Source organism: Pseudoalteromonas sp. APC 3224 (genome assembly GCF_030407535.1).
GTDB lineage: Bacteria > Pseudomonadota > Gammaproteobacteria > Enterobacterales > Alteromonadaceae > Pseudoalteromonas.
On record NZ_JASDDF010000001.1, the window covers coordinates 154,259 to 179,624 of the forward strand.

At 40.3% G+C, this 25,366-nt stretch carries 23 protein-coding genes; 14 read left to right on the plus strand and 9 right to left on the minus strand.

The genetic code is table 11. The features are described 5' to 3' along the window. Positions 1 to 28: 28 nt before the first annotated feature. From QL989_RS00690 to QL989_RS00705, 4 genes are all read left to right on the plus strand, one after another. Positions 29 to 2,728, plus strand: coding sequence for a methyl-accepting chemotaxis protein (locus tag QL989_RS00690; protein ID WP_138608345.1), 2,700 nt, complete (start codon positions 29 to 31; stop codon positions 2,726 to 2,728). Positions 2,729 to 2,797: 69 nt separating this feature from the next. Continuing rightward, complete coding sequence (locus QL989_RS00695) at positions 2,798 to 3,628, plus strand: protein-glutamate O-methyltransferase CheR (protein ID WP_131691797.1); 831 nt, start codon at positions 2,798 to 2,800, stop codon at positions 3,626 to 3,628. Next, positions 3,612 to 4,229 carry a chemoreceptor glutamine deamidase CheD gene (gene cheD / locus QL989_RS00700; protein ID WP_138608343.1) on the plus strand — a complete coding sequence of 206 codons (618 nt, stop codon included), beginning with the start codon at positions 3,612 to 3,614 and terminating at the stop codon, positions 4,227 to 4,229. The genes QL989_RS00695 and cheD overlap by 17 nt, the downstream gene beginning before the upstream one ends. An 8-nt stretch (positions 4,230 to 4,237) precedes the next feature. Next, positions 4,238 to 5,269: a chemotaxis response regulator protein-glutamate methylesterase gene (locus tag QL989_RS00705; protein WP_138608340.1), complete on the plus strand. Its 1,032-nt coding sequence runs from the start codon at positions 4,238 to 4,240 to the stop codon at positions 5,267 to 5,269. 3 nt (positions 5,270 to 5,272) lie between these two features. Here the strand turns inward: QL989_RS00705 and QL989_RS00710 are convergent, their stop codons facing one another. After that, positions 5,273 to 6,298 carry a polysaccharide deacetylase family protein gene (locus QL989_RS00710; RefSeq protein WP_290167411.1) on the minus strand — a complete coding sequence of 342 codons (1,026 nt, stop codon included), beginning with the start codon at positions 6,296 to 6,298 and terminating at the stop codon, positions 5,273 to 5,275. Here QL989_RS00710 and QL989_RS00715 point away from each other — a divergent pair. Then, complete coding sequence (locus QL989_RS00715; RefSeq protein WP_290167413.1) at positions 6,278 to 7,612, plus strand: MATE family efflux transporter; 1,335 nt, start codon at positions 6,278 to 6,280, stop codon at positions 7,610 to 7,612. The two genes, QL989_RS00710 and QL989_RS00715, sit on opposite strands and share 21 nt — an antisense overlap. Positions 7,613 to 7,630: 18 nt before the next feature. Here the strand turns inward: QL989_RS00715 and QL989_RS00720 are convergent, their stop codons facing one another. Both QL989_RS00720 and nfuA read right to left on the minus strand, forming a co-directional pair. Then, on the minus strand, positions 7,631 to 7,900 hold the full coding sequence (locus tag QL989_RS00720) for a hypothetical protein (protein WP_008465571.1): 270 nt from the start codon (positions 7,898 to 7,900) through the stop codon (positions 7,631 to 7,633). 13 nt (positions 7,901 to 7,913) lie between these two features. Then, positions 7,914 to 8,489, minus strand: coding sequence for a Fe-S biogenesis protein NfuA (nfuA, locus tag QL989_RS00725; protein WP_008465569.1), 576 nt, complete (start codon positions 8,487 to 8,489; stop codon positions 7,914 to 7,916). Between the two features lie 146 nt (positions 8,490 to 8,635). Here nfuA and QL989_RS00730 point away from each other — a divergent pair, with 146 nt between their 5' ends. After that, positions 8,636 to 11,185, plus strand: coding sequence for a M14 metallopeptidase family protein (locus QL989_RS00730; protein WP_290167418.1), 2,550 nt, complete (start codon positions 8,636 to 8,638; stop codon positions 11,183 to 11,185). A 6-nt stretch (positions 11,186 to 11,191) separates the two neighbouring features. Here QL989_RS00730 and QL989_RS00735 read toward each other — a convergent pair whose 3' ends face one another. Next, entirely contained in the window at positions 11,192 to 11,869 is a 678-nt protein-coding gene (locus QL989_RS00735; protein ID WP_010392416.1) for a phosphoribosyltransferase family protein, read from the minus strand. A gap of 75 nt (positions 11,870 to 11,944) precedes the next feature. Between QL989_RS00735 and bioH the strand changes: the two genes are divergently transcribed. From bioH to QL989_RS00755, 4 genes are all read left to right on the plus strand, one after another. Continuing rightward, complete coding sequence (gene bioH / locus QL989_RS00740; protein WP_178956733.1) at positions 11,945 to 12,682, plus strand: pimeloyl-ACP methyl ester esterase BioH; 738 nt, start codon at positions 11,945 to 11,947, stop codon at positions 12,680 to 12,682. A 92-nt stretch (positions 12,683 to 12,774) separates the two neighbouring features. Next, entirely contained in the window at positions 12,775 to 13,083 is a 309-nt protein-coding gene (locus QL989_RS00745; protein ID WP_008112879.1) for a hypothetical protein, read from the plus strand. A 6-nt stretch (positions 13,084 to 13,089) separates the two neighbouring features. Continuing rightward, on the plus strand, positions 13,090 to 13,947 hold the full coding sequence (locus QL989_RS00750) for a putative metalloprotease CJM1_0395 family protein (RefSeq protein ID WP_290167422.1): 858 nt from the start codon (positions 13,090 to 13,092) through the stop codon (positions 13,945 to 13,947). Positions 13,948 to 14,093: 146 nt separating this feature from the next. Then, positions 14,094 to 14,879, plus strand: coding sequence for a TonB-dependent receptor (locus QL989_RS00755; protein ID WP_290167424.1), 786 nt, complete (start codon positions 14,094 to 14,096; stop codon positions 14,877 to 14,879). A 65-nt stretch (positions 14,880 to 14,944) separates the two neighbouring features. Here the strand turns inward: QL989_RS00755 and QL989_RS00760 are convergent, their stop codons facing one another. From QL989_RS00760 to greB, 4 genes are all read right to left on the minus strand, one after another. Next, positions 14,945 to 17,269, minus strand: coding sequence for a Tex family protein (locus QL989_RS00760; RefSeq protein ID WP_290167426.1), 2,325 nt, complete (start codon positions 17,267 to 17,269; stop codon positions 14,945 to 14,947). 156 nt (positions 17,270 to 17,425) lie between these two features. Further along, entirely contained in the window at positions 17,426 to 18,004 is a 579-nt protein-coding gene (locus QL989_RS00765) for a CBS domain-containing protein (RefSeq protein ID WP_138608328.1), read from the minus strand. A gap of 60 nt (positions 18,005 to 18,064) precedes the next feature. Next, positions 18,065 to 18,370, minus strand: a complete 306-nt coding sequence (locus QL989_RS00770; RefSeq protein WP_290167429.1) for a hypothetical protein — start codon at positions 18,368 to 18,370, stop codon at positions 18,065 to 18,067. A 124-nt stretch (positions 18,371 to 18,494) separates the two neighbouring features. Beyond that, entirely contained in the window at positions 18,495 to 18,968 is a 474-nt protein-coding gene (greB, locus tag QL989_RS00775; RefSeq protein ID WP_010392431.1) for a transcription elongation factor GreB, read from the minus strand. 183 nt (positions 18,969 to 19,151) lie between these two features. Here greB and ompR point away from each other — a divergent pair, with 183 nt between their 5' ends. Together ompR and envZ are read left to right on the plus strand one after the other, a co-directional pair. Further along, positions 19,152 to 19,871, plus strand: coding sequence for a two-component system response regulator OmpR (gene ompR, locus QL989_RS00780; RefSeq protein ID WP_008109519.1), 720 nt, complete (start codon positions 19,152 to 19,154; stop codon positions 19,869 to 19,871). 5 nt (positions 19,872 to 19,876) lie between these two features. After that, on the plus strand, positions 19,877 to 21,193 hold the full coding sequence (gene envZ / locus QL989_RS00785; protein WP_290167434.1) for a two-component system sensor histidine kinase EnvZ: 1,317 nt from the start codon (positions 19,877 to 19,879) through the stop codon (positions 21,191 to 21,193). A 57-nt stretch (positions 21,194 to 21,250) separates the two neighbouring features. Here the strand turns inward: envZ and QL989_RS00790 are convergent, their stop codons facing one another. After that, positions 21,251 to 23,293, minus strand: coding sequence for a glycoside hydrolase family 97 protein (locus QL989_RS00790; protein WP_290167436.1), 2,043 nt, complete (start codon positions 23,291 to 23,293; stop codon positions 21,251 to 21,253). Between the two features lie 175 nt (positions 23,294 to 23,468). Here QL989_RS00790 and QL989_RS00795 point away from each other — a divergent pair, with 175 nt between their 5' ends. Both QL989_RS00795 and QL989_RS00800 read left to right on the plus strand, forming a co-directional pair. Then, positions 23,469 to 24,095: a methylamine utilization protein gene (locus tag QL989_RS00795; protein WP_290167438.1), complete on the plus strand. Its 627-nt coding sequence runs from the start codon at positions 23,469 to 23,471 to the stop codon at positions 24,093 to 24,095. Continuing rightward, a complete protein-coding gene (locus tag QL989_RS00800; protein WP_290167440.1) occupies positions 24,088 to 25,311 on the plus strand; it encodes a hypothetical protein in 1,224 nt (407 codons plus the stop codon). Before QL989_RS00795 ends, QL989_RS00800 begins: the two co-directional genes overlap by 8 nt. The last annotated feature ends 55 nt before the right edge of the window (positions 25,312 to 25,366 follow it).

Consider the following 25,366-nt stretch of genomic DNA (forward strand, 5'->3'; position numbering starts at 1 on the left):
AGTAAATAACTTAAAGGTGGTGATAAGCATGGGATGGTTTAGTAATTCAAAACAGTCTAAATCAAGCAATGATTTGATCATAAATGCATTGCATAAATCATTAGCAATAATTGAATTTGAGCCTAATGGAAGAATAATTACTGCCAATGTTAATTTTCTTCGTGTAATGGATTACTCACTTGCTGAGGTTCAAGGTCAGCACCACTCTTTATTTGTTAGTCCTAGCGAAGCGAAAAGCGATGAGTACCATCAGTTTTGGCAGCGATTGAGCGCGGGTGAATTTATTTCAGATGAATTTAAGCGGTTTGGAAAAAATGGTAAAGAAGTATGGATACAAGCCACGTATAACCCTGTTATAGACTCTCAGGGGCAAGTAATTAAAGTGATTAAGTTTGCTACTGAGATCACTTTGCAAAAATTAAAGGCAGCCGAAGCGGCCGGACAAGTTGCAGCAATAAATAAGTCGCAAGCGGTAATCGAGTTTGACTTAGATGGCACAGTGATTAATGCCAACAAGAACTTTTTAGCCACGTTTGGCTACCAACTTGATGAAATACAGGGTAAGCACCATCGTTTATTTGTTGCACCTGAGTATGCAAATAGTGCGGATTATCAAACTTTTTGGGCCAAACTGGGTAGAGGTGAATACGACCGAGGTGAGTATTTACGATTTGATAAACAAGGCCGTGAAATTTGGATTAATGCTTCTTACAATCCCATTTATGATATGGACGGAAAATTAATAAAAATCATAAAATACGCAACGGACATTAGCGAACAAAAAGAACTAGAAAAAACCTCTAAAAAAACTGCCGACTTAGCCAGCGCCCTAAAAGTATGCCAAGCGAATGTGATGATTGCTGATAATGACTTAAACATTATTTTTGTCAACGAACAAGTTAAGCAAATGCTAAAAGCACGCGAAAGAGATTTGCAATCGGTATTACCTAACTTTGCTGTAAGTGACTTAATCGGCACATGTGTTGATGATTTTCATCAACATCCAGCGCATCAGCGCGAGCTATTAAAAAAATTAGATGCGCCCCATAAAGCGACACTTAAATTAGCTGGTCTTATTTTTGATTTAATTGCTTCGCCATGGTTTAACGAAGAAGGAGAGCGCTTGGGAACAATTGTTGAGTGGCAAGATATTACTGATGAAGTATTTAAGGCCGATGCAGAGCGTGCCAGAGCACAGGAGAACTTACGTGTTCGCCGAGCGTTAGACACTGTAGCAACAAACACTATGATTGCAGATGCATCGAATGTGATTGTTTATATGAATGACGCGGTGAAAAATATGATGAGCAATGCTCAAAATGATATACGCATTGATTTACCTAACTTTGATAGCAAAAATCTACTGAATCAAAATATTGATATATTTCATAAAAATCCAGCCCATCAGCAAAATATGTTGGCTAAGTTAACGGATACCTACAACACTGAAATTAAAGTGGGAGGCAGAACCTTTGGCTTAGTTGCTAACCCAATTATTACGCCAGACGATGAGCGAATTGGAACTGTAGTTGAATGGGAAGACAGAACAGCAGAAGTAGCCATAGAAAAAGAGGTTGCTCAGCTGGTCAGTGCCGCAAGTAAAGGAGAGTTAAATAGCCGTGTGGTTGAGCAAGGAAAGGATGGCTTTTTCCTACGTTTAGCTCAAGGTCTTAATAGTTTAGTTAAAGTGGTTGACGAAGCGGTAACTGATACTGGCAATATGCTTGATGCCATGGCTACTGGTGATTTATCTAAACGGATCGAAAAACAGTATCACGGCTCGTTTGAAAAACTGAAAACAGATGCAAATGCGACAGCAGATAAGCTAACTGAGGTTATTAATCGAATTAACACATCAGCCACTTTGGTGGCCAGTGGAGCAGAAGAGATTTCACAAGGTAATGCTGATCTAAGTCAGCGCACAGAGGAGCAGGCATCATCATTGGAGGAGACGGCTTCTAGTATGGAAGAGATGACCAGTACGGTTCGTCAAAATGCTGATAATGCCAAGGTGGCTAATGACTTAGCTGAAGAAACCTGTGATAAAGCAGTTCAAGGTGGCGAGGTTGTGAATAAGGCCGTAACCAGTATGTCTGCAATTAATGAATCGAGTAAAAAAATTGCTGACATCATAGGTGTAATAGACGAAATAGCATTCCAAACAAACCTACTAGCTCTCAATGCTGCTGTAGAAGCTGCAAGAGCAGGTGAGCAAGGCCGAGGTTTTGCGGTTGTTGCGGGTGAAGTGCGTAACTTAGCTCAGCGCTCAGCTGGTGCAGCTAAAGAAATTAAAGAGTTAATTAGAGATAGTGTTGGCAAAGTTGCTGATGGTAGCGCTCTTGTAAATGAATCAGGTGTGACGTTACAGGAGATTGTGGTGTCGGTGAAACGTGTGACACAAATGATAGCTGATATAACTCAGGCCTCTGAAGAGCAAAGTGCAGGGATTGAGCAAGTAAATAAAGCTGTATCGCAAATGGATGAAATGACTCAGCAAAATGCGGCATTGGTTGAAGAGGCATCGGCTGCAGGTGAATCTATGGCAGAGCAGGCAAATGAAATGCGCCGTTTACTGCACTTCTTTTCACTAGGGCAGCAAGATATGGCGGTGGTATCGCCCACCATTCGCACCCCTGAAATAACGCATAAGCAAGAAAATAGCTTTGTTAATAACAAAAGCAAAGGTGAAAACTTTGTAGACTCAGCTGAAGAGTGGGAGGAGTTTTAACCCTATTTTAGATGGTTCAAACAATGAGGTTAGTTTGAATCTATCTTTATATTTATTTGAGAGTGCATAATGAAAGAGTTTTTATTAACGGATAGCGATTTTAAGGAAGTGGCTCATTTAGTGTATAACGCTTGTGGTATTGTGCTTGGAGAGCATAAGCGTGAAATGGTTTACTCACGATTAGCAAGGCGAATTCGTGAGCGTAAATTAACAAACTTTTCTAGTTACCTAGATTACTTAAAAAATCATAAGGATCAGGAGTTTGATGCATTTATTAATGCCATTACTACCAATCTAACCTCTTTTTTTCGTGAAATTCATCACTTTGAGTTTATAAAAGAGCAGTTTATACCAACGCTGTTAAAAACAAATAAACAGACTAAGCGTGTTCGCATTTGGTCTGCTGGCTGCTCTACCGGTGAAGAGCCCTACAGTTTAGCTATGACGTTACAAGGGGCTTTTCCAAGTGATTGGGATGTGAAAATTTTAGCAACTGATCTTGATTCTAATGTATTAGCTAAAGCTCAGAGCGGTATTTATACTGCGGCAAATGTGAATGGATTGGATGATGCACTGCTCAAGCGCTGGTTTTTAACTAGCAAAGACGGTCAAAGTTATAAAGTGAAACCCAAGCTACAGCAATGTATTTCATTTAAGCGTTTAAACTTACTCCAAGATTGGCCTATGAAGGGTCCATTTGATTTGATCTTGTGCAGAAATGTAGTGATTTACTTTGATAAAGAGACAAAGGATCAGCTTTTTAACCGTTATGCCGATATTTTAAATAACCAAGGTTATTTATTTTTAGGGCATTCAGAAACCATGGGAAAAGAGCATGTCTTATTTAAAAACTTAGGGAAAACCATGTATCAAAAAGTAGCCCATGCAAACACAATTTAAGCCAGTATTAGCGGGATTTGAGCATATTAAACGTTATTGGGATGCCACGCGAGATCAAGTGGTCGCTAAGGTATTGCCAGGTGAATTTTATGTTTCTAAAAACGATGAGCTGATCACTACCGTGCTCGGATCGTGCATTGCTGCTTGTGTTTACGACGATAAGCTAGGCATAGGCGGGATCAATCACTTTATGCTACCTATTCAAAAAGGTGAACGAATTGACCAAGCGCATAGTTTAAATTGTCGTTATGGTAACTGGGCTATGGAATATTTAATTAATGAAGTGCTTAAAAATGGCGCTTCTCGGGCAAACTTAAAAGTAAAACTGTTTGGGGGAGGCAAAATAATTAGCGCAATGACAGATATTGGTATTGGCAATATCAGTTTTGCCAATGCATATATAGCAGAAGAAGCGCTAAACTTAGTGGCGCATGATATGGGCGGACCTTGGCCGCGCAAAATATTTTTTAATCCTCATAATGGAAAAGTACAGGTTAAAAAGCTAAGAAATTTACATAATAACACTATTGAAAAACGTGAAGTGCGTTACTTACATAATCTTGAACAGCAAACTAAAGCCACGGATATAGAACTGTTTTAAGGATGGCTATGATTAGAGTATTAATAATTGATGACTCGGCACTGATCAGGCAATTACTGACAGAGATACTGCAACAGGCAAAAGACATTGTGGTAGTGGGCTGTGCACAAGACCCATACGAAGCCAGAGAGATGATCAAAAAGCATAATCCGGATGTACTAACACTGGATGTTGAAATGCCAAAAATGGACGGCATTAGCTTTTTAAAAAACTTAATGCGCTTAAGGCCTATGCCCGTAGTAATGATTTCCACTCTTACTCAAAAAGGCTCACCTATCACCCTTGAAGCGCTTGAACTGGGGGCGGTTGATTTTATTGCAAAGCCAGTAGTTAATGTTAAACAACAAATGAGCCAATATGCTGATATTGTTCAGCAAAAAGTAAGAGTAGCGGCCAGTGCGCGGGTTCGAGGCCACAAAAAAAATAGTACTGTAGCAGAGCCTATCCCCACTAATGCCGAATTTTTAGTAAATAAAGTGATAGCGATTGGTGCGTCAACAGGGGGAACCGAGGCGATAAAAGAAGTGCTTATACGTATGCCCAAAAATTGCCCTCCAATTGTAATTACTCAGCATATTCCTCCCGTATTCAGCACCTCATTTGCAGAGCGGATGCAGCGTACTTGTACTATTAACGTAAAAGAAGCCCAGCAAGGTGATAAATTGCTAGCAGGTTGCGCTTATATAGCCCCAGGTGGGCTTCATTTACGAATTAATAAACAAGGTAGTGCTTTGTATTGTCAGCTTGATGATGGAGAAGCTGTTAATAGACATAAACCCGCGGTGGATGTTTTATTTGACTCATTACTGGAAATTGGTGCAAAACATATTGTTGCCACACTATTAACCGGTATGGGAAGTGATGGTGCAAAGGGATTACTCGCATTAAAGCAACAAGGAGCATACACGCTTGCGCAAGATGAGTTTTCGTCAGTGGTATGGGGTATGCCTAAAGCTGCTATTGATATGGGGGCAGCAAATGAAGTGGTACCGCTGGAGAAAATGACCCAGCGGTTATTAAATCAAGTTATAAAAAAGTAAAGCTTAGTTGATCACCCAAGGCTGCGAAAACCAATAATAACTGCCAGCTTGTTTTATTGACGGAGCGGTACAATTAAAGCGTGAGCGGCCTTTATTAAGCTGCTTTGGCGATGTTACCTCAACTGTATTATCGTCTAACCAATCTAAATTAGCTTGACCAACGCTTGATACATAACAGGCAAATTGACTCTTATGAAAGTCGTCTGTCTTAAGTTTTATAGTGAGTGATGGTGGATTTTGTGAAGTTACACTATCTTCATAGGTTAGCTTATTAATAGTAAAGGCAGTCGAATTTATCTTGGTAATTAACGTCTCTAGCTTGCTATAAAAACCAGAGGCAGGGAAGCGCGGTAAGCGGCTAAAGTCAGAGTGTTGATTAACGGCTCCTGAGTGTTGGCCAATACCAATAAAGCCTAGTTCTGTAACGAGAGCTTGTAGTTGGTTGTTAAACTCTCCGTATGGGTAGGCAAGATATTTATAATCGTGACCTATTTCCTCTTTGATGCGCTGTTGAGAACTAATAATGTCTTTTTTAGTGCGTTCGCGCCATTGGCTAGGCGTTTCATTCTTGCGCTTTTTATGTAGGTAGTTATGCTCGGCACTATGATTAGCAATAAGCGCTCCTTTTTTAGCAAGTTCTCTGAGCTTATCCCACCCCATAACGTAACCCGCCTGTTCATCAATGAGTTTTGGGTTTATAAAAATAGTGTACGGATAGCCAAACTTCTCTAGGATAGGGGCAGCTTGGTCGTAATTATTGTTGTAACCATCATCAAAGGTAATCGCGATTGTTTTGTGCTCTAAAGCCTTACCTTGTTGTAATGTACTAATCAGCTCATTTAATGGAATAACGTTAAAGTTATGCTCTTTTAAATAATTTAAGTGTTTAGTAAAAGTATTGGCACTCACGCTGGTGACAGCGGGAAGGGTTTCACTGACGTGATGATACTGTAGAATAACAGCTGCTTGCGCGCGCAAAGAACCACAAATCAGGAATAATAGTACTAAATGAAACAATTTCTTATACATAATAAAGCACACCATAAAAGCTTGTTGTTGTTAGCCGGTCCGATGATATTATCAAATATTACCGTCCCGTTGTTAGGAATTGTTGATACGGCTGTGATTGGTCATTTGGGGAGCGCGCATTATTTAGCCGGTATTGCTTTGGGTTCAACTGTGATCTCTATTTTATTTTGGCTCGCTGGATTTTTAAGAATGAGTACCACTGGGCTGGTGGCGCAGGCTTATGGTCAAAATGATTTAACTCAGCTGGCAGCCTTACTCAAACGCAGTTTGTTATTGGCCAGTAGCGTAGCTTTAATTCTGATTTTATTATCCCCCCTTATAAAACACGCTATTGCCTATTTATCTGCTGCCAATAGTGATGTGCTCAATGAAGCCTATCGCTATTTTAGTATTCGTATTTTTAGCGCCCCTGCAGCGCTATGTAATTTAGTTTTACTAGGCTGGATGTTGGGCGTGCATTATGGACGAGGGCCATTTTATTTACTGTTAGTCACTAACATTACTAATATTGTGCTCGATATTTATTTTGTAGTGTACCTTGATTGGGCGGTTGCCGGGGCTGCGTGGGCATCACTTATTGCTGACTATATCGCGCTTGTATTTGCTTTATTGTTGGTGGTTCAACTTGCTAAAAAGCATGGTATAAGTTTGGCTGTAGCAAATTGGTTAAGTGTGGAGAAAATGGCAGCATTACTGAGCTTAAACCGCGATATTTTTATTCGCTCTTTAGTACTGCAGTTATGCTTTAGCTTTATGACCTTTTATGCGGCCCGCTTAGGTGAAACCACATTGGCTGCTAATGCCGTTCTACTCAACTTTTTAATGTTAGTTAGCTTTGCACTTGATGGAATTGCTTATGCAAGTGAGGCCAAAGTGGGTCAAGCTAAAGGTCAACAAAGTGTTGAAAAGATAAGGCTATGGGTAAAAATCAGTGTATTTTGGGGCATGTTATTTGGCATTTTATATAGTGTGTTTTTTATAGTATTTGGCAGTAGTATTATTAAGCTATTAACTAATGTACCAGAGGTTATTGACGAGGCCATTCACTACTTACCTTGGGTAATTGCATTGCCTATTTTAGCTATGAGCTGCTTTTTGTTTGATGGTATTTTTGTTGGCCTGACCCGCGCTAAAGCGATGCGAAATAGTATGTTGCTTTCAGCTGTTGTAGGCTTTTTTGGGGTGTTTTGGCTATTTCAGGACTGGAAAAATAATGGGTTATGGTTAGCTATGAGTTGTTTTATGCTTATGCGAGGCGTTACGCTTATCGTTAAATATCAACAATTAAAAGCTAACAATCAATTACTTAAATAAGTGAACTGATATAAACAGTTATTTCCACAGGTCGGGGTCGTTATTTTTTGAAGGGATGTTTTTTAATACTTGAGAAAAGCGGTTAGCAAAAATACCCGCATAGCCCCAAAAAGCAAAAAATAAAGCGGGGGCTAAAATAACCAAGCCGATAACTTGCAAACTGTAATGGCTGTAATAGCCCACAGCGATAAATATCACGGCTAGCACAAACAGTGCTAGCCCGCGAAAAAAGCGCTTTAAACTCAACTTAGGGTCACTCCCTAAGCGGTAAATAAGTGGCTTTAGCATAATAGATTAATGCTTAGTAGTAAGAATGCTCGCCTGCTTCATGATCGGTAATGTCAGACACACCGGTGATCTCATCAAATTTAGCAATCATTTCTTTTTCAATGCCTTCTTTTAGTGTGACATCGATCATAGAACACCCATTACAACCACCACCAAACTGAAGTACAGCAACACCAGCTGCAGTGATCTCTACCAAGCTAACTTGGCCGCCATGGTTGGCAAGTTGTGGGTTTACTTCAGTTTCTAGCATGTGTTGCACACGCTCATTCAAGCTAGCATCTTCACCTAGTTTACGTGCTTTAGCATTAGGTGCTTTAAGGGTTAGCTGCGTGCCCATTTTGTCGGTAACAAAATCAATTTCAGCTTCGGCTAAGAAAGGCGCGCTTTCAGCATCAACAACTGCATCAAAGCCGTTAAAATTTAGGCGAATATCGCTCTCTTCTACCGCGTCTTCTGGACAATAAGAAACACCACATTCAGCTTGTGATGTACCAGGGTTAACAACAAACACACGAATATTCGTTTGTTGAGATTGATCTGCTAATAGCTTAGCAAAATGCGCTTGCGCTGTTTCGGAAATAGAAATCATAATACCGTCTATACTTGACTAAATTACTCGGATACTGCATATCATACTCCGCTCATCGTGTTGCGGCTAGTGTTGAGCGTAAAAATTTGGCATCTATTTTAAGCAATGGTAGCGTGCAATTAACAAACATTTTTAGAGTGATTTATATGCGCTTCATATTAACAATAGTGATGGTGCTGACCAGTTTTTCAAGTATGGCAAAGCCCCTGTCTTATTATTTTGAGCAACAGGTTGAATTCGATTCTACCATACCAACACCACAAGAGGTGCTGGGTTATCAAGTGGGTGAGTGGCATGTGAGACATGACCAACTTGTTCGCTACATGGAAATTTTAGCTCAAAAAAGCGATCGAATTAATTTTGAAGTAATAGGCCGTACTCATGAGCAGCGCCCGTTAGTTATGCTAACGATTACTGCAGCTAACAAATTAAAAAATATAGAAAAAACTCGCCAAGCGCACTTAGCTCGCCTAAATAATTCAAACAATAAAACAGCGGAGCAGCCAAGTGTTGTATGGATGGGTTACAGTGTTCATGGGAACGAATCATCAGGTAGTAATGCAGCTTTACTAGTCGCTTATTATCTAGCGGCAGCGCAAGGGAATGAAATAAATGAGCTACTTAACAACACGGTTATTTTACTCGACCCGTCGCTTAACCCAGACGGCTTAGCACGTTTTGCAAATTGGGCTAATAGTAATCGTGGAATGAACTTATCGTCAGATCCGCAAACCCGAGAGCATGTAGAGAGCTGGCCAAGCAGCCGAACAAACCATTATTGGTTTGATTTAAACCGTGATTGGTTGCTGTTACAGCACCCAGAGTCGCGCGCAAGGATTGCTAAGTTTCATCATTGGAAACCTAATATTTTAACTGACTTTCATGAAATGGGGCCAAATAGTAGCTACTTTTTTCAACCGGGTATCCCAAGTCGTAAACACCCAATTACCCCTGAAGAAAATGTAAGTCTAACTAAAGCGATTGCAAATTATCACGCTAAAACATTAGATGAAAACAACGCGTTATACTTCACCGAAGAAAGCTTTGATGACTTTTATTATGGTAAAGGCTCTACCTACCCCGATGTAAATGGTGGTGTGGGTATTTTATTTGAACAAGCAAGTTCTCGTGGCCATATTCAAGAAACGATCAATGGCCCGCTAACTTTTGCGTTTACGATTAAAAACCAACTGTTAACGAGCTTATCAACGTTTAAAGCGGCGATTGATAACCGCCAAGCTTTGCTAGAGTACCAAGCTAACTTTTATAACAAAGCAGTTGAGCTTGCCAAAGATGAAGACTATCAAGGCTATATTGTTCAAGCAGATGAAGATCATACCCGTACTAACGATTTTTTAAGCATACTTAAACAACATCAAATTAATGCCTACCCAGTGAAAGAAGGGCTAAAAGCTGAAGGTAAAAACTTTACCGCTAATAGTTATTTTGTGCCGCTTGCGCAACCACAATATCGATTAGTTAAAGCTATTTTTAGTGAGCAACAAAACTTTGCCGATAACACCTTTTACGATGTGTCGGGTTGGACATTAGCGCATGCGTTTAATTTATCATTTGCTAAAGTAAACAGCCGCTGGGGATTAGAGGTAGAAAAAACAGCTTGGCAAAAACCAAAGCAGCCAGAGTTAGCGTCACTGACTAAAAATTACGCCTATGGATTTGCATGGAATGACATGCAAGCCCCAAAAATGCTCAATAGTCTGTTACAGCAAGGCATTAAAGCTCGTGTTGCATTAAAACCATTAACAGCAGTATCAACCAATGCAGAAGTAAACTTTGACGCAGGTAGTATTATTATTCCAGCAGGACTTCAAACTGACACCAACTGGGTGACAAAGTTAAACCAAGCACAAAGCCAGTTTGGGATTGAAGTTAAACCAATTACTACCGGTTTAACTAGTAAAGGTGCTGATTTAGGGTCTCGCTCTATGGCTGTGGTTTCTGCACCTAAGGTGTTATTGGTTGGTGGTAAAGGCGTGAGCCAATATGAAGCGGGTGAAGTGTGGTACTACCTAGACCGTTTTGTGGGTGTAGCGCCAACCATTGTTGAAATGGAGCGTTTAGCGTCTTTAGAGCTCAGTAATTACAGCCATATTGTGTTGCCACATGGTAATTATTCTACTTTATCTGATTCCGATAAAGTTGCTATAAAAAGCTGGGTAAGAAAAGGTGGTGTTATTTGGGGGCACAAAGGCGGAGCTAAGTTTTTAGCCGATCAACAGCTATTAAAAGCAAGCTACTTATCACGTAGAGATGTGGCTAGTGCATTTGATACTCAAGGTTTAAAATATGCAGACAAAGGCCACTTAGCGGGTCGCCAGCGTATTGCCGGTGCGATATTTAATACAAAGGTAGATACAACTCACCCTCTGACATTTTCATTTAAGCGTGACACACTACCTGTATTTAAAAATAGCACCTGGCTATTGGAAGCCTCGCAAGCACCGTTTGTAAATATACTTACCTACACACAGCAGCCGCTCCTTGCTGGTTTTACCGATGCAGTAAATGTAGAGCAAGTGGCCGGTGGAGCTGCGTTAATGGCGCATTCTTATGGGCGAGGTAGTGTTATTGCGATGACTGACAACCCTGTATTTAGAGGGTACTGGTATGGCACCAGCCGATTGTTAAGTAATGCTTTATTTTTCGGCCACACCTTTCGCGTGAGTGGAAACTAACACGCCCTAAAGTGGCGTTAAGCACGTGGTAAATGCCCATACGTGTTTAGCGCCCGCTTCTTTTAACGATAATGTAGCCGCATTAAGAGTTGCTCCTGTAGTCATAATATCATCGATAATTACTACCGTTTTTCCCTCTAGATTAATTTTGCATGAAAAAGCCTGTTGTAAATTTTTAACTCTTTTAGCTTTGCTTAATTGTGATTGTGCCGAGGTGTGTTTATGGCGAAGCAACGCATTATTTAATACTTTATTTGACCCTAAACAGGGCTGCCATACTTGGGTGACTTGATTAAACCCACGCGTTAAAAAGCGCGCTTTATGTAAAGGTAAAATTATAAATGCATCAACAGCGGCAGGGTGTTTAGTCATAAAAACCCTAAGTTGTTTTTTTATGACTTGCTGTAGTGCTTTTTTATAATGGATTTGATTATTAAATTTAAGCTGCTTTAACCATAAATCAAAAGGGGGCTGGTAAAAAGCACAGGCAAACAGCTTTTCAAAGTTGCAGTTAGGAAACATTTCTACAATATCAGGGCGGTAAAATAAATTGTCATGCTCGGCCAAATCTAGCAATGGCAAGTCATCTAAACAAAATTGACACAGTCCCATTGAGCTATGAATCTGACTTTGACATAACACACAGTAAGAGGGGAATAGCCAATCACTTAGGCTGAGTTTCATTCGCTGATGATCCTCATTACAAACTCCTTTTAAAGCGCTATCATAGAACTCAAGTTTGGTTAAGGTTAGGCAAATATGCAAAATGAATGTGTGTTGTTACATGGTTGGGGAATGAGCCAAGGTGTGTGGCAGTTAATAAAACCAGAATTAGAGTTTTTATATTCAGGTAAAGTGCGCTGTTTGGATTTACCCGGTTATGGTGATAATAACGCCTCTTTAAGCCCATATACATTACACGATGCTGCAAAGCAGGTGAGTGAGCAGTTAAAGCCACAATCGGTGCTAATGGGATGGTCTTTAGGTGGGTTGTTTGCTATTTATATTGCCAAACATTGGCCTGAAAAAGTATCAAAAGTCATTTTAGTTGCCTCAACGCCCTTTTTTGCAGAGCAATTACCATGGGCTGGCATTAAGCCTAAAGTATTAACACAGTTCAAAGAGCAGTTGTTGCAAGAGCGTTCAAAAACGATAGAGCGCTTTTTGGCAATTCAGGCAATGGGCAGTGAGTCGGCTCGCGATGATGTAAAACAGTTAAAGCAGTTATTGAGTCAGTCACCGCCTCCGAATAACGAGGCTTTAAGTGCAGGGCTAGACATACTGAAAAATGAAGATTTACGCGAATTATTTGCTCAATGTCCAGTGACTCTTCGCGGCATTTTTGGACGCTTAGACTCTCTCGTTCCTTATCGGGCCATTGAGAAAATGGTGGCACTTAATGCTGACTTTGAATACGAAGTGATAGACAAAGCATCACATGCGCCTTTTATTTCTCATAAAAGTGAATTTTTATCTGCCGTTAAATCAATGCTTTGAAGCAAAGCCATGATTACTGCGGTTTAAAGCTTTATTTTGCGTGATTTTTGAGCGATAATTAAACAATATTTATTTGCTGGAGGTTTATTATTATGCCAATAGGATCTGTATTCAATAGTGGTGTTGAAGGGTTTAATAGAGCCAGCCAAGGAATTGAAAAAGCCAGCGCTGAGATTAATCGTGCCAGCATAGAGCAGCAAGACGACTCTCAACTAGCGCAGCAACGTCAATTAACGGCCGCTCGCCCTGAAGAAGCAGTCACCGCGCCAGTATCTCAACCTGCACGAATTGATGATGCGTTAGTAAACTTAAAAGTTGAAGAGTTTAATGCTAAGGCAAACACGCAATCTATCCAAACTGCAGATGACGTATTAGGCACTTTAGTTGATATTAAAGTGTAATTTCTCATGAATATTGTCACGCCGTTTCCGTCTATTAATATAAACACCGCAAATGTTTATACGGAGACTGCTCGGCGTGACAACCAGCTACGTGAAGTCATTCCCCCAGCCGCTGCGAACACCGCTGGTAGCACCGAAAACAAAGCTCAAAGTGATGCAGAAAAAGCCAAACTGCCAGGAAATAGCGACAGCTCAACCTACAATGCGAGTGGCAAAATTGCAGACGATAAAACGATTGCGCAACGCGAAGGCAATGCAGATAGCGATCAAGATAATGCCGAGCAAGAAAAACAACAAGCTGCAGAAGAAGTTAGTGAGCAAGAAGAACTGCAACTTGAGCAAGAATTACAGCAAATTAAAGAACTTAAAGCGCGCGACACTGAAGTACGAACACATGAGCAAGCGCATGCCGCTGTGGGTGGACAATATGCGGGCTCTCCTAGCTACGAATATCAAAGAGGGCCCGATGGTACTAACTATGCGGTAGGTGGTGAAGTACCGATAGATGTTGGGGTTATCAATGGCGACCCTCAAGCAACTATTGAAAAAATGCAAACGGTACGTGCTGCAGCACTCGCGCCGGCTGAGCCTTCAGGTGCCGATAGGGCAATTGCGGCAGATGCCACTCAAAAGATAGCCGCAGCACAAGCTGAGTTAGCTTCAGCTGATGACGAAGATAGCAGCGAAGATAAAAGCAGAGTCAGTGCGTCGTTTTCTAACAGTGAAAGTTCAGAAGTAAAAACTGCTAAAAGCGAAGAGCAATCGCGTGATGTTGAAGTAGAAGCGCGTGCTGGGCGCATTGCTCAATTCTACCAAATGGCTACATCTCCTTATGGGCAAGCAGGCTTTTCGGCTACTATTTAATATAAGCAATAAATTTCTTTTGCCCATTAAATGAGACTCTCAATTAAAATAACTTCACGTTTGTTCACACTATATTGTATTTTATGTTGTTAAGAATATTTCAAATTGTTATTGTCCCTGCGATTTTTATTAAGGAAGACAATTAAATGAAATATGCAGTATTAGCAGGGACCTTATCACTCTTCTCAATCACCGCCGGAGCTAATCAAACATCACTTTTACGTTACGATTATGTTGAAGTTGGCTATACAAAAACTGACATTAAAAGTAATGATAAAACGGACCCTGACAGTCCAAGTTATTCTGGCTACGACGGGTACGTTATTAATCTTAGCAAACAACTTTCTGAAAATTGGTACGTTACAGGCTCGTATTCTCAAAGTCGTGTTGATTATTCTAGCACTACTACATTTACATCATTTTCTCTTCTACCAGATGGCACTTATCCGTCTAATATGACAGATTTTTATCATGAAACAACGGATATGAGTTTAACTCGTTATAATATTGGCTTTGGATACATTCAACATTTTTCAAGAGAAACTGCTGTTGACTATTCCCTAAAATATGGGAAAAGTAAAATTAAGACGGAGGAAACACTTATACATAGACTTGAATCTGATAGTAATGTTTTTGATGTTTCAAAAGCAAACAATGAAAGATCAGAAACAGCTGACTCCTATAAAGTAAATGTACAAATTCGACATTTATTGACCGAACAATTTGAAGTAAATGCAGGCGTTGGTTATGAGCGTTTACATGGTGTAGGAACAGGTTATGTACGTTTGCATGATGCTGAAAGTGAAAATAACTTCCTGTTAAAAGCGGGTATAAATTACGCAGTTACTGATGAAGTAACGTTTGCTGCTTCTTACAGTTATACAGATGAATACGCAGACATCGCAACTGCAGCATTTCGTTATTATTTTTAAAGAAAATTTAAATAGTAGAATAGCAAACACCACAAGGTAGGCTTTGTGGTGTTTGTGTTTACGCGCTATCTTTTCACTTTTGCATTAGCAAAGGCATCAGCAAACGCATTGCCCATCATTGCATTGCCTGTGTCGCGCTTAGGTTTGGGCGCTCGCGATTGATTTGCATTGTTGCCACGTGGCTTTTGCGGCGTCGCAGGGGCAGCTTTATTGCTAGTGTCTACCTCGTCATCTAGGCGCATGGTAAAGCTAATGCGTTTACGTGCAGCGTCAACCTCAACCACTTTCACTTTAACAATGTCACCAGCTTTAACCACTTCTCGTGGGTCTGAAATAAACTTATTAGTAATAGCCGAAATATGCACTAGTCCATCTTGATGTACGCCAACATCCACAAATGCGCCAAAATTAGCTACGTTCGATACCACGCCTTCTAAAATCATCCCTGGTTTTAAATCACTAATTTTTTCAACGCCTGCTTTAAACTCAGCAGTTTTAAATTCAGGACGCGGATCGCGACCCGGCTTATCAAGTTCGCTAATAATATCGGTCACGGTAGGCAGACCAAATTTATCGTCAATATAGTCATTTGCAGCGAGCTTATTTAAAAACTCTTTGTTACCAATGAGGTTATTTACGTCTACCTGATTGTGCTCACAAATACGCTTAACGATAGGGTATGCTTCAGGGTGAACTGATGAGTTGTCTAGTGGATCGCTGCCATTGTTAATGCGTAAAAAGCCGGCTGCTTGTTCAAATGCTTTTGGCCCTAAGCGTTCTACTTTTTTCAACTGACTACGTTTTGTAAATGACCCATTTGTATCACGGTAGCTTACAATATTTTGCGCTAAGGTTTTGTTTAAACCAGAGACACGTGCAAGCAAAGGTACAGAGGCCATATTTAAATCAACACCTACACTGTTTACACAGTCTTCTACCACTGAGATTAGGCTTTGTCCTAGTTGGCTTTGTGATACATCATGTTGATATTGGCCTACACCAATAGACTTAGGCTCTATTTTAACCAACTCAGCCAATGGATCTTGAAGGCGACGTGCAATAGATACGGCACCACGTAAAGATACATCTAAATCTGGAAATTCATTAGCAGCGAATTCAGAAGCAGAGTAAACCGAAGCGCCGGCCTCACTGACCATGATTTTATTTAGTTTAAGCTCAGTATTGGCTTTGATAAGTTCGCCAACTAGTTTATCTGATTCGCGAGAAGCGGTACCGTTACCAATCGCAATGAGCTCAACTTTATGCTGGCGACATAATTGCTCGAGCGTGCGTAATGATTTATCCCAATGATTTTGTGGTGCATGTGGAAAAATCGTTTGGGTAGCAAGCAGCTTACCTGTGCTATCAACCACGGCAATTTTACAACCGGTACGTAAACCAGGATCTAAGCCTAACGTAGTGCGAGGACCTGCAGGGGCTGCCATTAATAAGTCTTTTAAGTTTTTAGCAAATACATCAATGGCACCGGTCTCGGCTTTTTCACGCATTGCGGCTAAAAATTCATTTTCTAGATGTAATCCAAGCTTAATTTTCCACGCCCATTGCACTACAGTTAATAACCAAGCGCTGGCAGGTTTATTTTTAATATCTAGGCGGTAATGATCGCTGATCATCTGTGCACACAATTGCGCTGGGTTTTCAGCGCTTGGCTCAGGATTAATAGTTAACTGTAAAATACCTTCATTACGAGCTCTTAGCATGGCTAATGCACGATGCGAGGGGACTTTCTTTAATGGTTCTTGATGTTCAAAGTAGTCTCGGTATTTAGCCCCCGCTTGTTCTTGACCATCAATAAGTTTACTTTCAATCGCTCCATTTTGACTAATATGACTTCTAAATTTAGCGAGTAATTTAGCGTCTTCAGCAAAGCGCTCCATCAAAATAAACTTAGCACCATCAAGCGCTGCTTTAGTATCGACAATCGCTTTTTCGGCATTAATAAATTTTGCAGCCTCAGCGTCTGGGTCAAGCATTGGATCGTTAAATAATGCATCAGCTAGCGGTTTTAAACCGGCTTCAATAGCTATTTGACCTTTAGTGCGGCGCTTTGCTTTATAAGGCAAATATAAGTCTTCTAGTTCGGTTTTACTTTGTGCAGCTTTAATATCGGCCGCTAATTCAGCACTAAGCTTATTTTGTGATTCTATCGTCGACAGGATAAAGCCACGACGCTCTTCAAGTTCACGCAAATAAGATAAACGTTGTTCTAGAAGGCGTAGTTGGGTGTCATCTAATCCACCGGTCACTTCTTTTCTGTAACGGGCAATAAAGGGGACGGTTGCGCCTTCATCAAGTAACTTTGTTGCTGCAACCACTTGTTGCTGCTGTGCATTTAGCTCAGTTGCTAAACGTGCAGAGATATCGCTCATGCAAAAACCTTTTAATACAAAAAATAAGACCAGCTAAAAAGTTAACTGATGCGTCAATGTCTTGAATAATATCACAGGGGAGGGTAATAAAAAGCTCTTAAAGCAAGCTATTTTACTTGCTTTAAGATGCCATTGCTGGGGCAATAAAAAGCGGATTTAGTGAGGGTGCTCTACACTTTCGAGTACTTCACTAAATGTGTGCGCTATTGGGCTAATATGAACAGGAATTTGCAGCTTACGTGCTATATCGCGTGCTGAAATTAAACCACTTATTTCATTATTAGCCGCAGTAACTAATATAAACATAGCGCCATGATGCTCCATAGTTTGCAGTGCATCACCGATACATGAATAGCTTAAGCTTTTCATACTTACACCCATTAAATTACTCAGCGGTGTCATTAAATAGCGTAAGCTAATTTCACTACGAGGCAAGCCTAAACGCTGCGATAAAATCATGATTTTTGAGCTTTGTAAATCAGCACTTGCGACAATACCAATTAGTTTTTGTTGTTCGTCAGTCACTAAAATAAAATCAGAGGGCTGAGCATTTAACTGTTTTGATGCTTGTTCAATGGTTGTATCAAACGCTGCGCGCATAGGACTTGTTTGAGTAAAGCTAGTTACTATACGTGTTGCTGGAGAGGTTAAATCAATCACAGCCTCATTAGTAAAAGTATCAGCAATAGTGCCATGCGAAATGTCTTGGGTACGGAGTTCTTTAAAGTTAGACATAATATCCACCTAAATAAATAGTTATAAAAATTTAATAATGTTTAAAAGCAAGTTATTAAATTAAATAACGGGTGGCGCTCGCGGGTTTGCATTACTGTAGGCAGTGGCTAAAAATCGACTTTCATAATGAAAGAAAAACGCTAAAGGAAGTGGTTGGATTTCTCTAAGCGCAATAACACCATCAAGAGAATCTATATCGGTGTCGAGGTTTGCTTGGTCAGGGGAGTCACAAACAATAAATTCAGCTGGAGCAAAACCAGCATCAAGTTTGTTATTTTTAGGTGCGCCATGCAATGTCAAACTCACACTCATGAAGAGTGCAAACACGAGGGCATTGTGTAATATGCGCGCTGTTATGTTTGACATAATGGTGACCTTAATTAACTACTCTCAAGTTAATACAACATTACTTGAGTAACTTTAGTTATAGCTTACTCAGATAATATAAACAATAAAAAGTTAATGTGATCTGAATCAAAACTAAGCGATGTCATTTTTGATAGGTAATGTTATTTACGTACCACTGCTTAGCACCTTGAGGAGTCATGACCTCAAAATCATCGTCTACTTGTTTTTTTAATAGCGCTCGCGCCATTGGTGAATCGATAGAAATATAGTCGTTGCGATCATAAATTTCATCGGGGCCGACAATTCTAAAATTTTTACACTCACCGGCCTCGTTTTCTATTTCTACCCACGCTCCAAAAAAAACTTTGCCGTCTTGTACGGGTGAGTAGTCAACAATTTTTAGATCGGGGATGCGTTTTCGTAAATAGCGAACACGACGGTCAATTTGGCGTAGTAAACGTTTGTTGTACTGATAGTCTGCGTTTTCAGAGCGATCACCTAGACTAGCAGCCCAGCTCACTATTTTAGTTACTTCTGGGCGTTTTTCATTCCAAAGATGATCATGTTCTTGCTGCAGTTGTAAATAACCTTCGCGAGTAATTAAATTTGTTTTCACGCTGAGTTCTTGTTTAATCTTCATGTGTTGCAAGGTATTAAAATAAAGGCAGCTTGTCGAGATAAAATAGCTATCAATGAATTTGAAATGTTCAGTAACAATCTAAGCACTTAATTAGTTTTTTATTATTAAGTTTTTCATTTATATTAACGATTAATAAATTATAAAAATAAGCAACAAATTATGGGACAAGAGACAGTAAAAGTATTGGTGGTTGATGACGATAAACGTTTGCGTAGTTTGCTGGAGCGTTATTTAGTAGAGCAAGGGTTTATTGTCAGAACAGCTGCCGATTCAGAGCAAATGGATAGACTAATTGAGCGTGAAAACTTTCATCTAATGGTACTTGATTTAATGCTGCCCGGCGAAGATGGACTTTCTATTTGTAGACGTTTACGCCAAAAAGAAAACCAAATCCCTATTGTTATGCTTACCGCCAAAGGTGATGAAGTAGACCGCATTATTGGCCTAGAACTCGGCGCTGACGATTATATTCCGAAACCATTTAACCCTCGCGAGCTATTAGCACGTATAAAAGCTATTTTACGTCGCCAATCAAAAGAAGTACCAGGGGCGCCTTCAGCGCAGGAGAACTTAATTGCGTTTGGTAAATTTACCCTAAATTTAGCCACCCGCGAAATGAGTGAAGGCGATAACACGGTGTCACTCACTAGTGGTGAATTTGCGGTGCTAAAAGCGTTAGTGTCTCATCCGCGTGAGCCATTAAGTCGTGATAAATTAATGAACTTAGCTAGAGGGCGAGACTACAGTGCGCTTGAGCGCAGTATTGATGTTCAAGTATCACGCCTTCGTAGAATGATCGAAGTCGATGCCGCTAACCCACGCTATATTCAAACGGTATGGGGTTTAGGTTATGTATTTGTTCCTGACGGTGAAAAGTAATCATTATGGGAATGTTTCCGCGTAGTGCGTTTGGACAAACCGTATTTTTGGTTGCCGCTTTGTTGCTTATTAACCAAATTGTCTCCTACGTTACGGTAAGTTTATATGTAGTTAAACCCACCATTGAACAAGTTAATTTAATGCTGGCTAAGCAAATTAAAACCGTGTTTATTGATTGGGAAGATGGCGTTGAAGTTACCGATGAAGTCTCTGAAAAGTTTTTTGAGATAACGGGCATTGAAGTAATGACTCAGCGTGAAGCTATGCGTAATGGTTTAGGCCAAAGTCGTGAGTATTCTGGGCTATCGCGTAGTATGTCTGAACAATTAAATGGCTTTTCTCGGGTGCGTATTAGTCAAACTGATCCGCTTATTTATTGGGTAGAAGCTCCGCAGGCGCCGGGTTATTGGGTCAAAGTGCCGCTCACCGGATTTAAAGAAAGTAACCTTGAGTTTTTAACCTTTTATCTTTCTAGTATCGGCTTTTTAAGTGTACTAGGAGGTTGGTTATTTGCCAGGCATTTGAACCGACCACTAAAAGCATTACAACAAGCTGCGATAAAAGTAGGGGTGGGCGACTTTAGTACCAAGTTACAAGAGCAAGGGTCGAGTGAGGTTATTGAGGTAACACGCGCCTTTAATCAAATGTCGCGAGGTATTGCTGCCCTTGAAAACGACCGTCGATTACTTATGGCCGGTGTTTCTCATGATTTACGCACACCGCTTACGCGTATTCGTTTAGCCACAGAAATGATGGTTGATGAAGATGATTATTTACGTGAAGGCATTATTTACGATATTGAAGATATGAATGGCATTATCGATCAATTTATCGAATATTTACGCCATCATAAACGTGAAGAACAAACCTGCGAAGATATTAATGCGCTCCTTGGTGAAGTCGTACAAAGTGAGCTTAAGCATCAACGTGCGATCACGTTTAAACCGAATCCTAATATTGGAAAAATTCCCATAAGTAGTGTCGCGATTAAGCGAGTAGTGACCAATATGATAGAAAATGCACTACGCTACTCAGAGGGTGATATTGAAGTACTCAGTTATTTTAATTCCAATAAAAAATATGTGGTTATTGCGGTCAACGATAGTGGTCCGGGTATTCCTGAAAGCGAGTTGGAGTCTGTGTTTGAGCCGTTTAAACAAGGTGATGCAGCTCGCGGTAGTGAAGGTAGCGGCCTAGGCCTTGCAATTATTAAGCGTATTATCGATATGCATGGCGGCAAGGTGGTGCTCTCTAATCGCCCTGAAGGTGGTTTAAGTGCGCAAATATACCTACCAATAAAGGTTACTAATCCAAGCAAATAACGCTATCTGCATGGTTGCAGATAGCGTTAATTTATTATCTAGCGTTCAGATTAACTACTAGAGGGCTTTAAAACGAATGGCTGTACCGCCACTGGTGGCCAATTTTAATGTGAGTTTATCATTTGCGGTAACAGTGCGTTTTTCAATGCTTAAATCATAAGGATTGTTCTTCCACTCAGCGTTTTTACCGTCTTGGTAGATTTGCGCTTCAAACTGTTTATCTTTATCTAAAAAGTCGAGTTTAACCTCAATGGTGCGGGCATTTTCGTCAGTCACTGCACCTAAGTACCAATCGTTCCCTGAATAGTTATCGCGCTTGCGCTCTTTGCGTGCAAATACAATAAAGTCGCCTACTTCGCCATCAAGCGCAATACTTTGTTGCCAATCGGTTGGTACGTCTTGAATAAATTGAAAAGCATCGGGTTTAGCTAAATAATTCCGTGGTAAATCCGCCGCCATTTGAATTGGGCTATACATCACCACATACAATGCTAATTGCTTTGCCAGTGTTGTTTGTGGGCGATTTGTCTCGTCCCCTAAGCCATTAAAGCTCATATCAAAAATACCTGGGGTAAAGTCCATTGGTCCTGCCAGCATACGCGTAAAGGCAAGCATGGGAATGTGTTCTGGTGGATTGGGCGGTGTGCCCCATGCGTTAAACTCTTGACCACGCGCACCTTCACGGGCAATCCAGTTAGGGTAAGTGCGGCGCAGACCCGTGTCTTTTATTGGTTCATGCGTGTTGATGCTTAGCTTGTATTTAGCGGCAAGTTTAATGTTATGTAAGTATTCATTTACCATAAATTGGCCGTCATGCCATTCAAAGCGGGCAATGCCGTTTTCATCTATGCGTTTTATATTGCCACCATCGGCCACATAACCGGTTTTTATTTGGCTTACATTCGATTTTTCATAAAGCGCAAAAGCATCTTCCATTTGGTCGCGATAATTACTAACATTGCCAGAGGTTTCATGGTGACCAATTAACTGCACCCCTTTTTCTTTACCGTACTGTGTAAGCGCTGCAATATCGAAATCGTCATAAGGCTGAGTAAAGCTAAATACATCGCCATTATAAAACCAGTCGCCATCCCAACCTGTGTTCCAACCTTCAACTAATACTCCGTCAAAGCCATACTCAGCGGCAAAGTCCATATAGTATTTAGTATTTTTTGTGGTGGCACCGTGTTTTTCTCCACTGCCCCAAGTGGTTTCATTGATGTGCATTCCCCACCAAATACCTACATATTTACCTGGTTTAACCCACGACACATCACTGAGTTTATTTGGCTCATTTAGGTTTAAAATAATATCTGAATTAACTAAATCTATCGCTCGCTCACCTATTTGAATGGTGCGCCAAGGAGTATTGAATGCGCCGCGCTTCTTAACCGCAATGCCATCAGACCACGGTGTTAAATCGGCACTAAACGTACCTGGGCGACGCTGGTTAAGCACCATGCCTGCATAATCTACCAGAGCTGCTTCATGAATGCTGACATGTACACCGTTACCATTTTTAAAGGTAAAAGGGGTATGAACAAGTGCAGCATCTTGTAAGTCTGTAGTGTTATAGACATATTCATAACGGTTCCAACCGCGAGCAGGTATCCACCATGCGGTGGTTTTATCTTTTGCGGCAATAGCAAATTCGGTCAGTTCTTTAGTAATTTCAGTTTTTTCAAAACCGACTTGTTTAGGGACTTCATAGCGAAACCCTACACCGCTATCAAAAGCTTTAAATCGCACAGTGTATGTGCCAGCGTGGGGAGCAGGTTTATTAAAGGTAACGGCAATTTCATTGTGCTTATCAACAACGGTTTGACGCTCTCCCCAAGGTTGCTGCCATTGGCTATCGGTTTGTGAGCGGGTTACTTCACTAATAACAAAGCCGTCATCAAATGGTGCTTGGCTTTTAAATCTAAAACCTAAGCGTGACTGCTCAATAACAGGCTTACCATTAAAGCTAATAGAGTAATGAGGGGATGATGATTGATCAGAAATGGTAATTTTAATTTTTTGATCAGGTGATTTCAGCGTGGCTTCTTTTGCAAAAGCACTGCTTGCAAGTAAAGCAACTAGTAGTAAAGGTAATCTCATTGTGTGTCCTTGATGTCAAACCGTAGGTTATGAGCATAAAGTGATGAACACACTATTACGAGATAGCTGCATACGTATTCAATTAATTAGCTAAAAAAGAGTGTGTTAATTAATCTGCAAAACTTTATGTAATTTAGTTCTATAATAAATAAAAAGAATTTAACAAGAAGAAAATATGCTAAAAATTTTACTCGCTATTTTAGGTTGTATCATTGTTTTTAAGAGCAGTGCAGCAACGGTTACTGTTTATAATAACAACCAAAAAGTTCAAGAAAATGTTGTTGTTTGGCTAGCTCCAGAGCAAGCCTCTGGCGTGAATATAAATAAATCACTTTTCACTATGACACAAAAAAATCGCCAATTTACGCCACATATCTTAGTCGTTGAAAAAAACAGCCAAGTTGAATTTCCTAACGCTGACTCGATAATGCATCACGTGTATTCATTTTCTAAAAGCAAAACATTTGAATTAAAGCTTTATCGAGAACAACCACAAGATCCAATTACATTTGAACAAACAGGAGTTGTGGAGCTTGGTTGTAATATTCATGATTGGATGTTGGGTTACATTGTTGTTGTGGATAGCCCATATTATGCAATCACCAATGAGCAAGGAATAGCATCGTTCGATATCCCAAATGGATCCTATAAACTAAATGTTTGGCATGAAGGCTTTAGAGATATTAGCAACATAGAGTCGCAAGAAGTTGTTATAACTAACAATAAATTAAGTTATCAGTTAAAACAAAAACTAACTTTGCCTATTAGGGTTGAAGTTGATGAGTTTGACGATTATGAATAGTCTATTGCGCTTAGCCGTTGTTATTTGCTTGTTGAGTGTTTTTTCAGCCAACGCACAAGTTAAAGGTTTGCTGCAAGTAAGGGCAGTGCAAGGTGATTCACAACTAAGCTGGCAAGAGGGTGGAATTGGTTTATATCGCCATGATGCGGCCAATCAAGGTGTGGTTTTATCTCAGGGAATTATTAATTTAATTGCAGATATAAGTTCCAGTTGGTCTGCCCATGCTGTAGTTAATTTATATCAAGATCCAAAAAGTACCTTGGGGGTTAGCCAGGCTTATTTGCAATACAAACCTTTAGTTCGCAGTGATTATAAATGGCATATTAAAGTGGGTGGCTTTTATCCACAATTGTCATTAGAAAATCCTGATATGGGTTGGTTATCTGCATATAACTATACCAATTCGGCAATTAACTCTTGGGTAGGTGAAGAGCTGCGAACGCTAGGTGTTGAAGCAACAATTAAACGCCCAGCCCGTAATTTTAATAGTGCCCATAGTTTTAGTTTGGTTGGTGCGACATTTAAAGGTAACGATCCTGCGGGGACATTACTCGCTTGGCGAGGCTTTGCTTTGCATGATCGCCAAACAACACTTAATGAGACTCTCGCTTTTGCGCCTGTAGCGTCTTTAAATACTCCACAGTTACAATTTCAAGCAAACCAAGTTTTACCGTTTGAAGAGGTCGATGGGCGATTTGGTTATTACGTTGGTGGACATTGGGATTATTTAAAAAAGTCTCAGTTGCGAGTGTACTACTATGATAACAATGGTGACCCTGGCGCTCTTAATTATAATATGGGTCAATATGCCTGGGATACTCGATTTTTAAGTGTCGCATGGCTAAATAAATTTACACCGAAAACACGATTAATTATCCAAATAATGTCGGGTGGTACGGCTATGGGTCAAAACCGCGGCGTTGATACTCGATTTTATAGTCATTTTGCATTATTGAGTCATAAAATAAAACGCCACCGTTTCTCAGTACGTTACGATTATTTTGAGGTGACAGACAAAGACGATTGGAAGTTTGACCCTAATGCTAGTCATGGCGAGGGACTAACAGCAACTTGGCGTTATCAGCTTACACCACAATGGCAAATAGGTGTTGAGGGGTCAGCGCTTCATAGCCAAGCAGATAACCGAGTAGCTATGAATAAGGCATTGAGAATATCGCAGCAGCAAATAGCATTAAATGCTCAGTTTCGGTTTTAGTTGGAAGAATAACAAATTGAAACAGATAAGGGCTCTTGTGAGCCCAGCTGTTTAT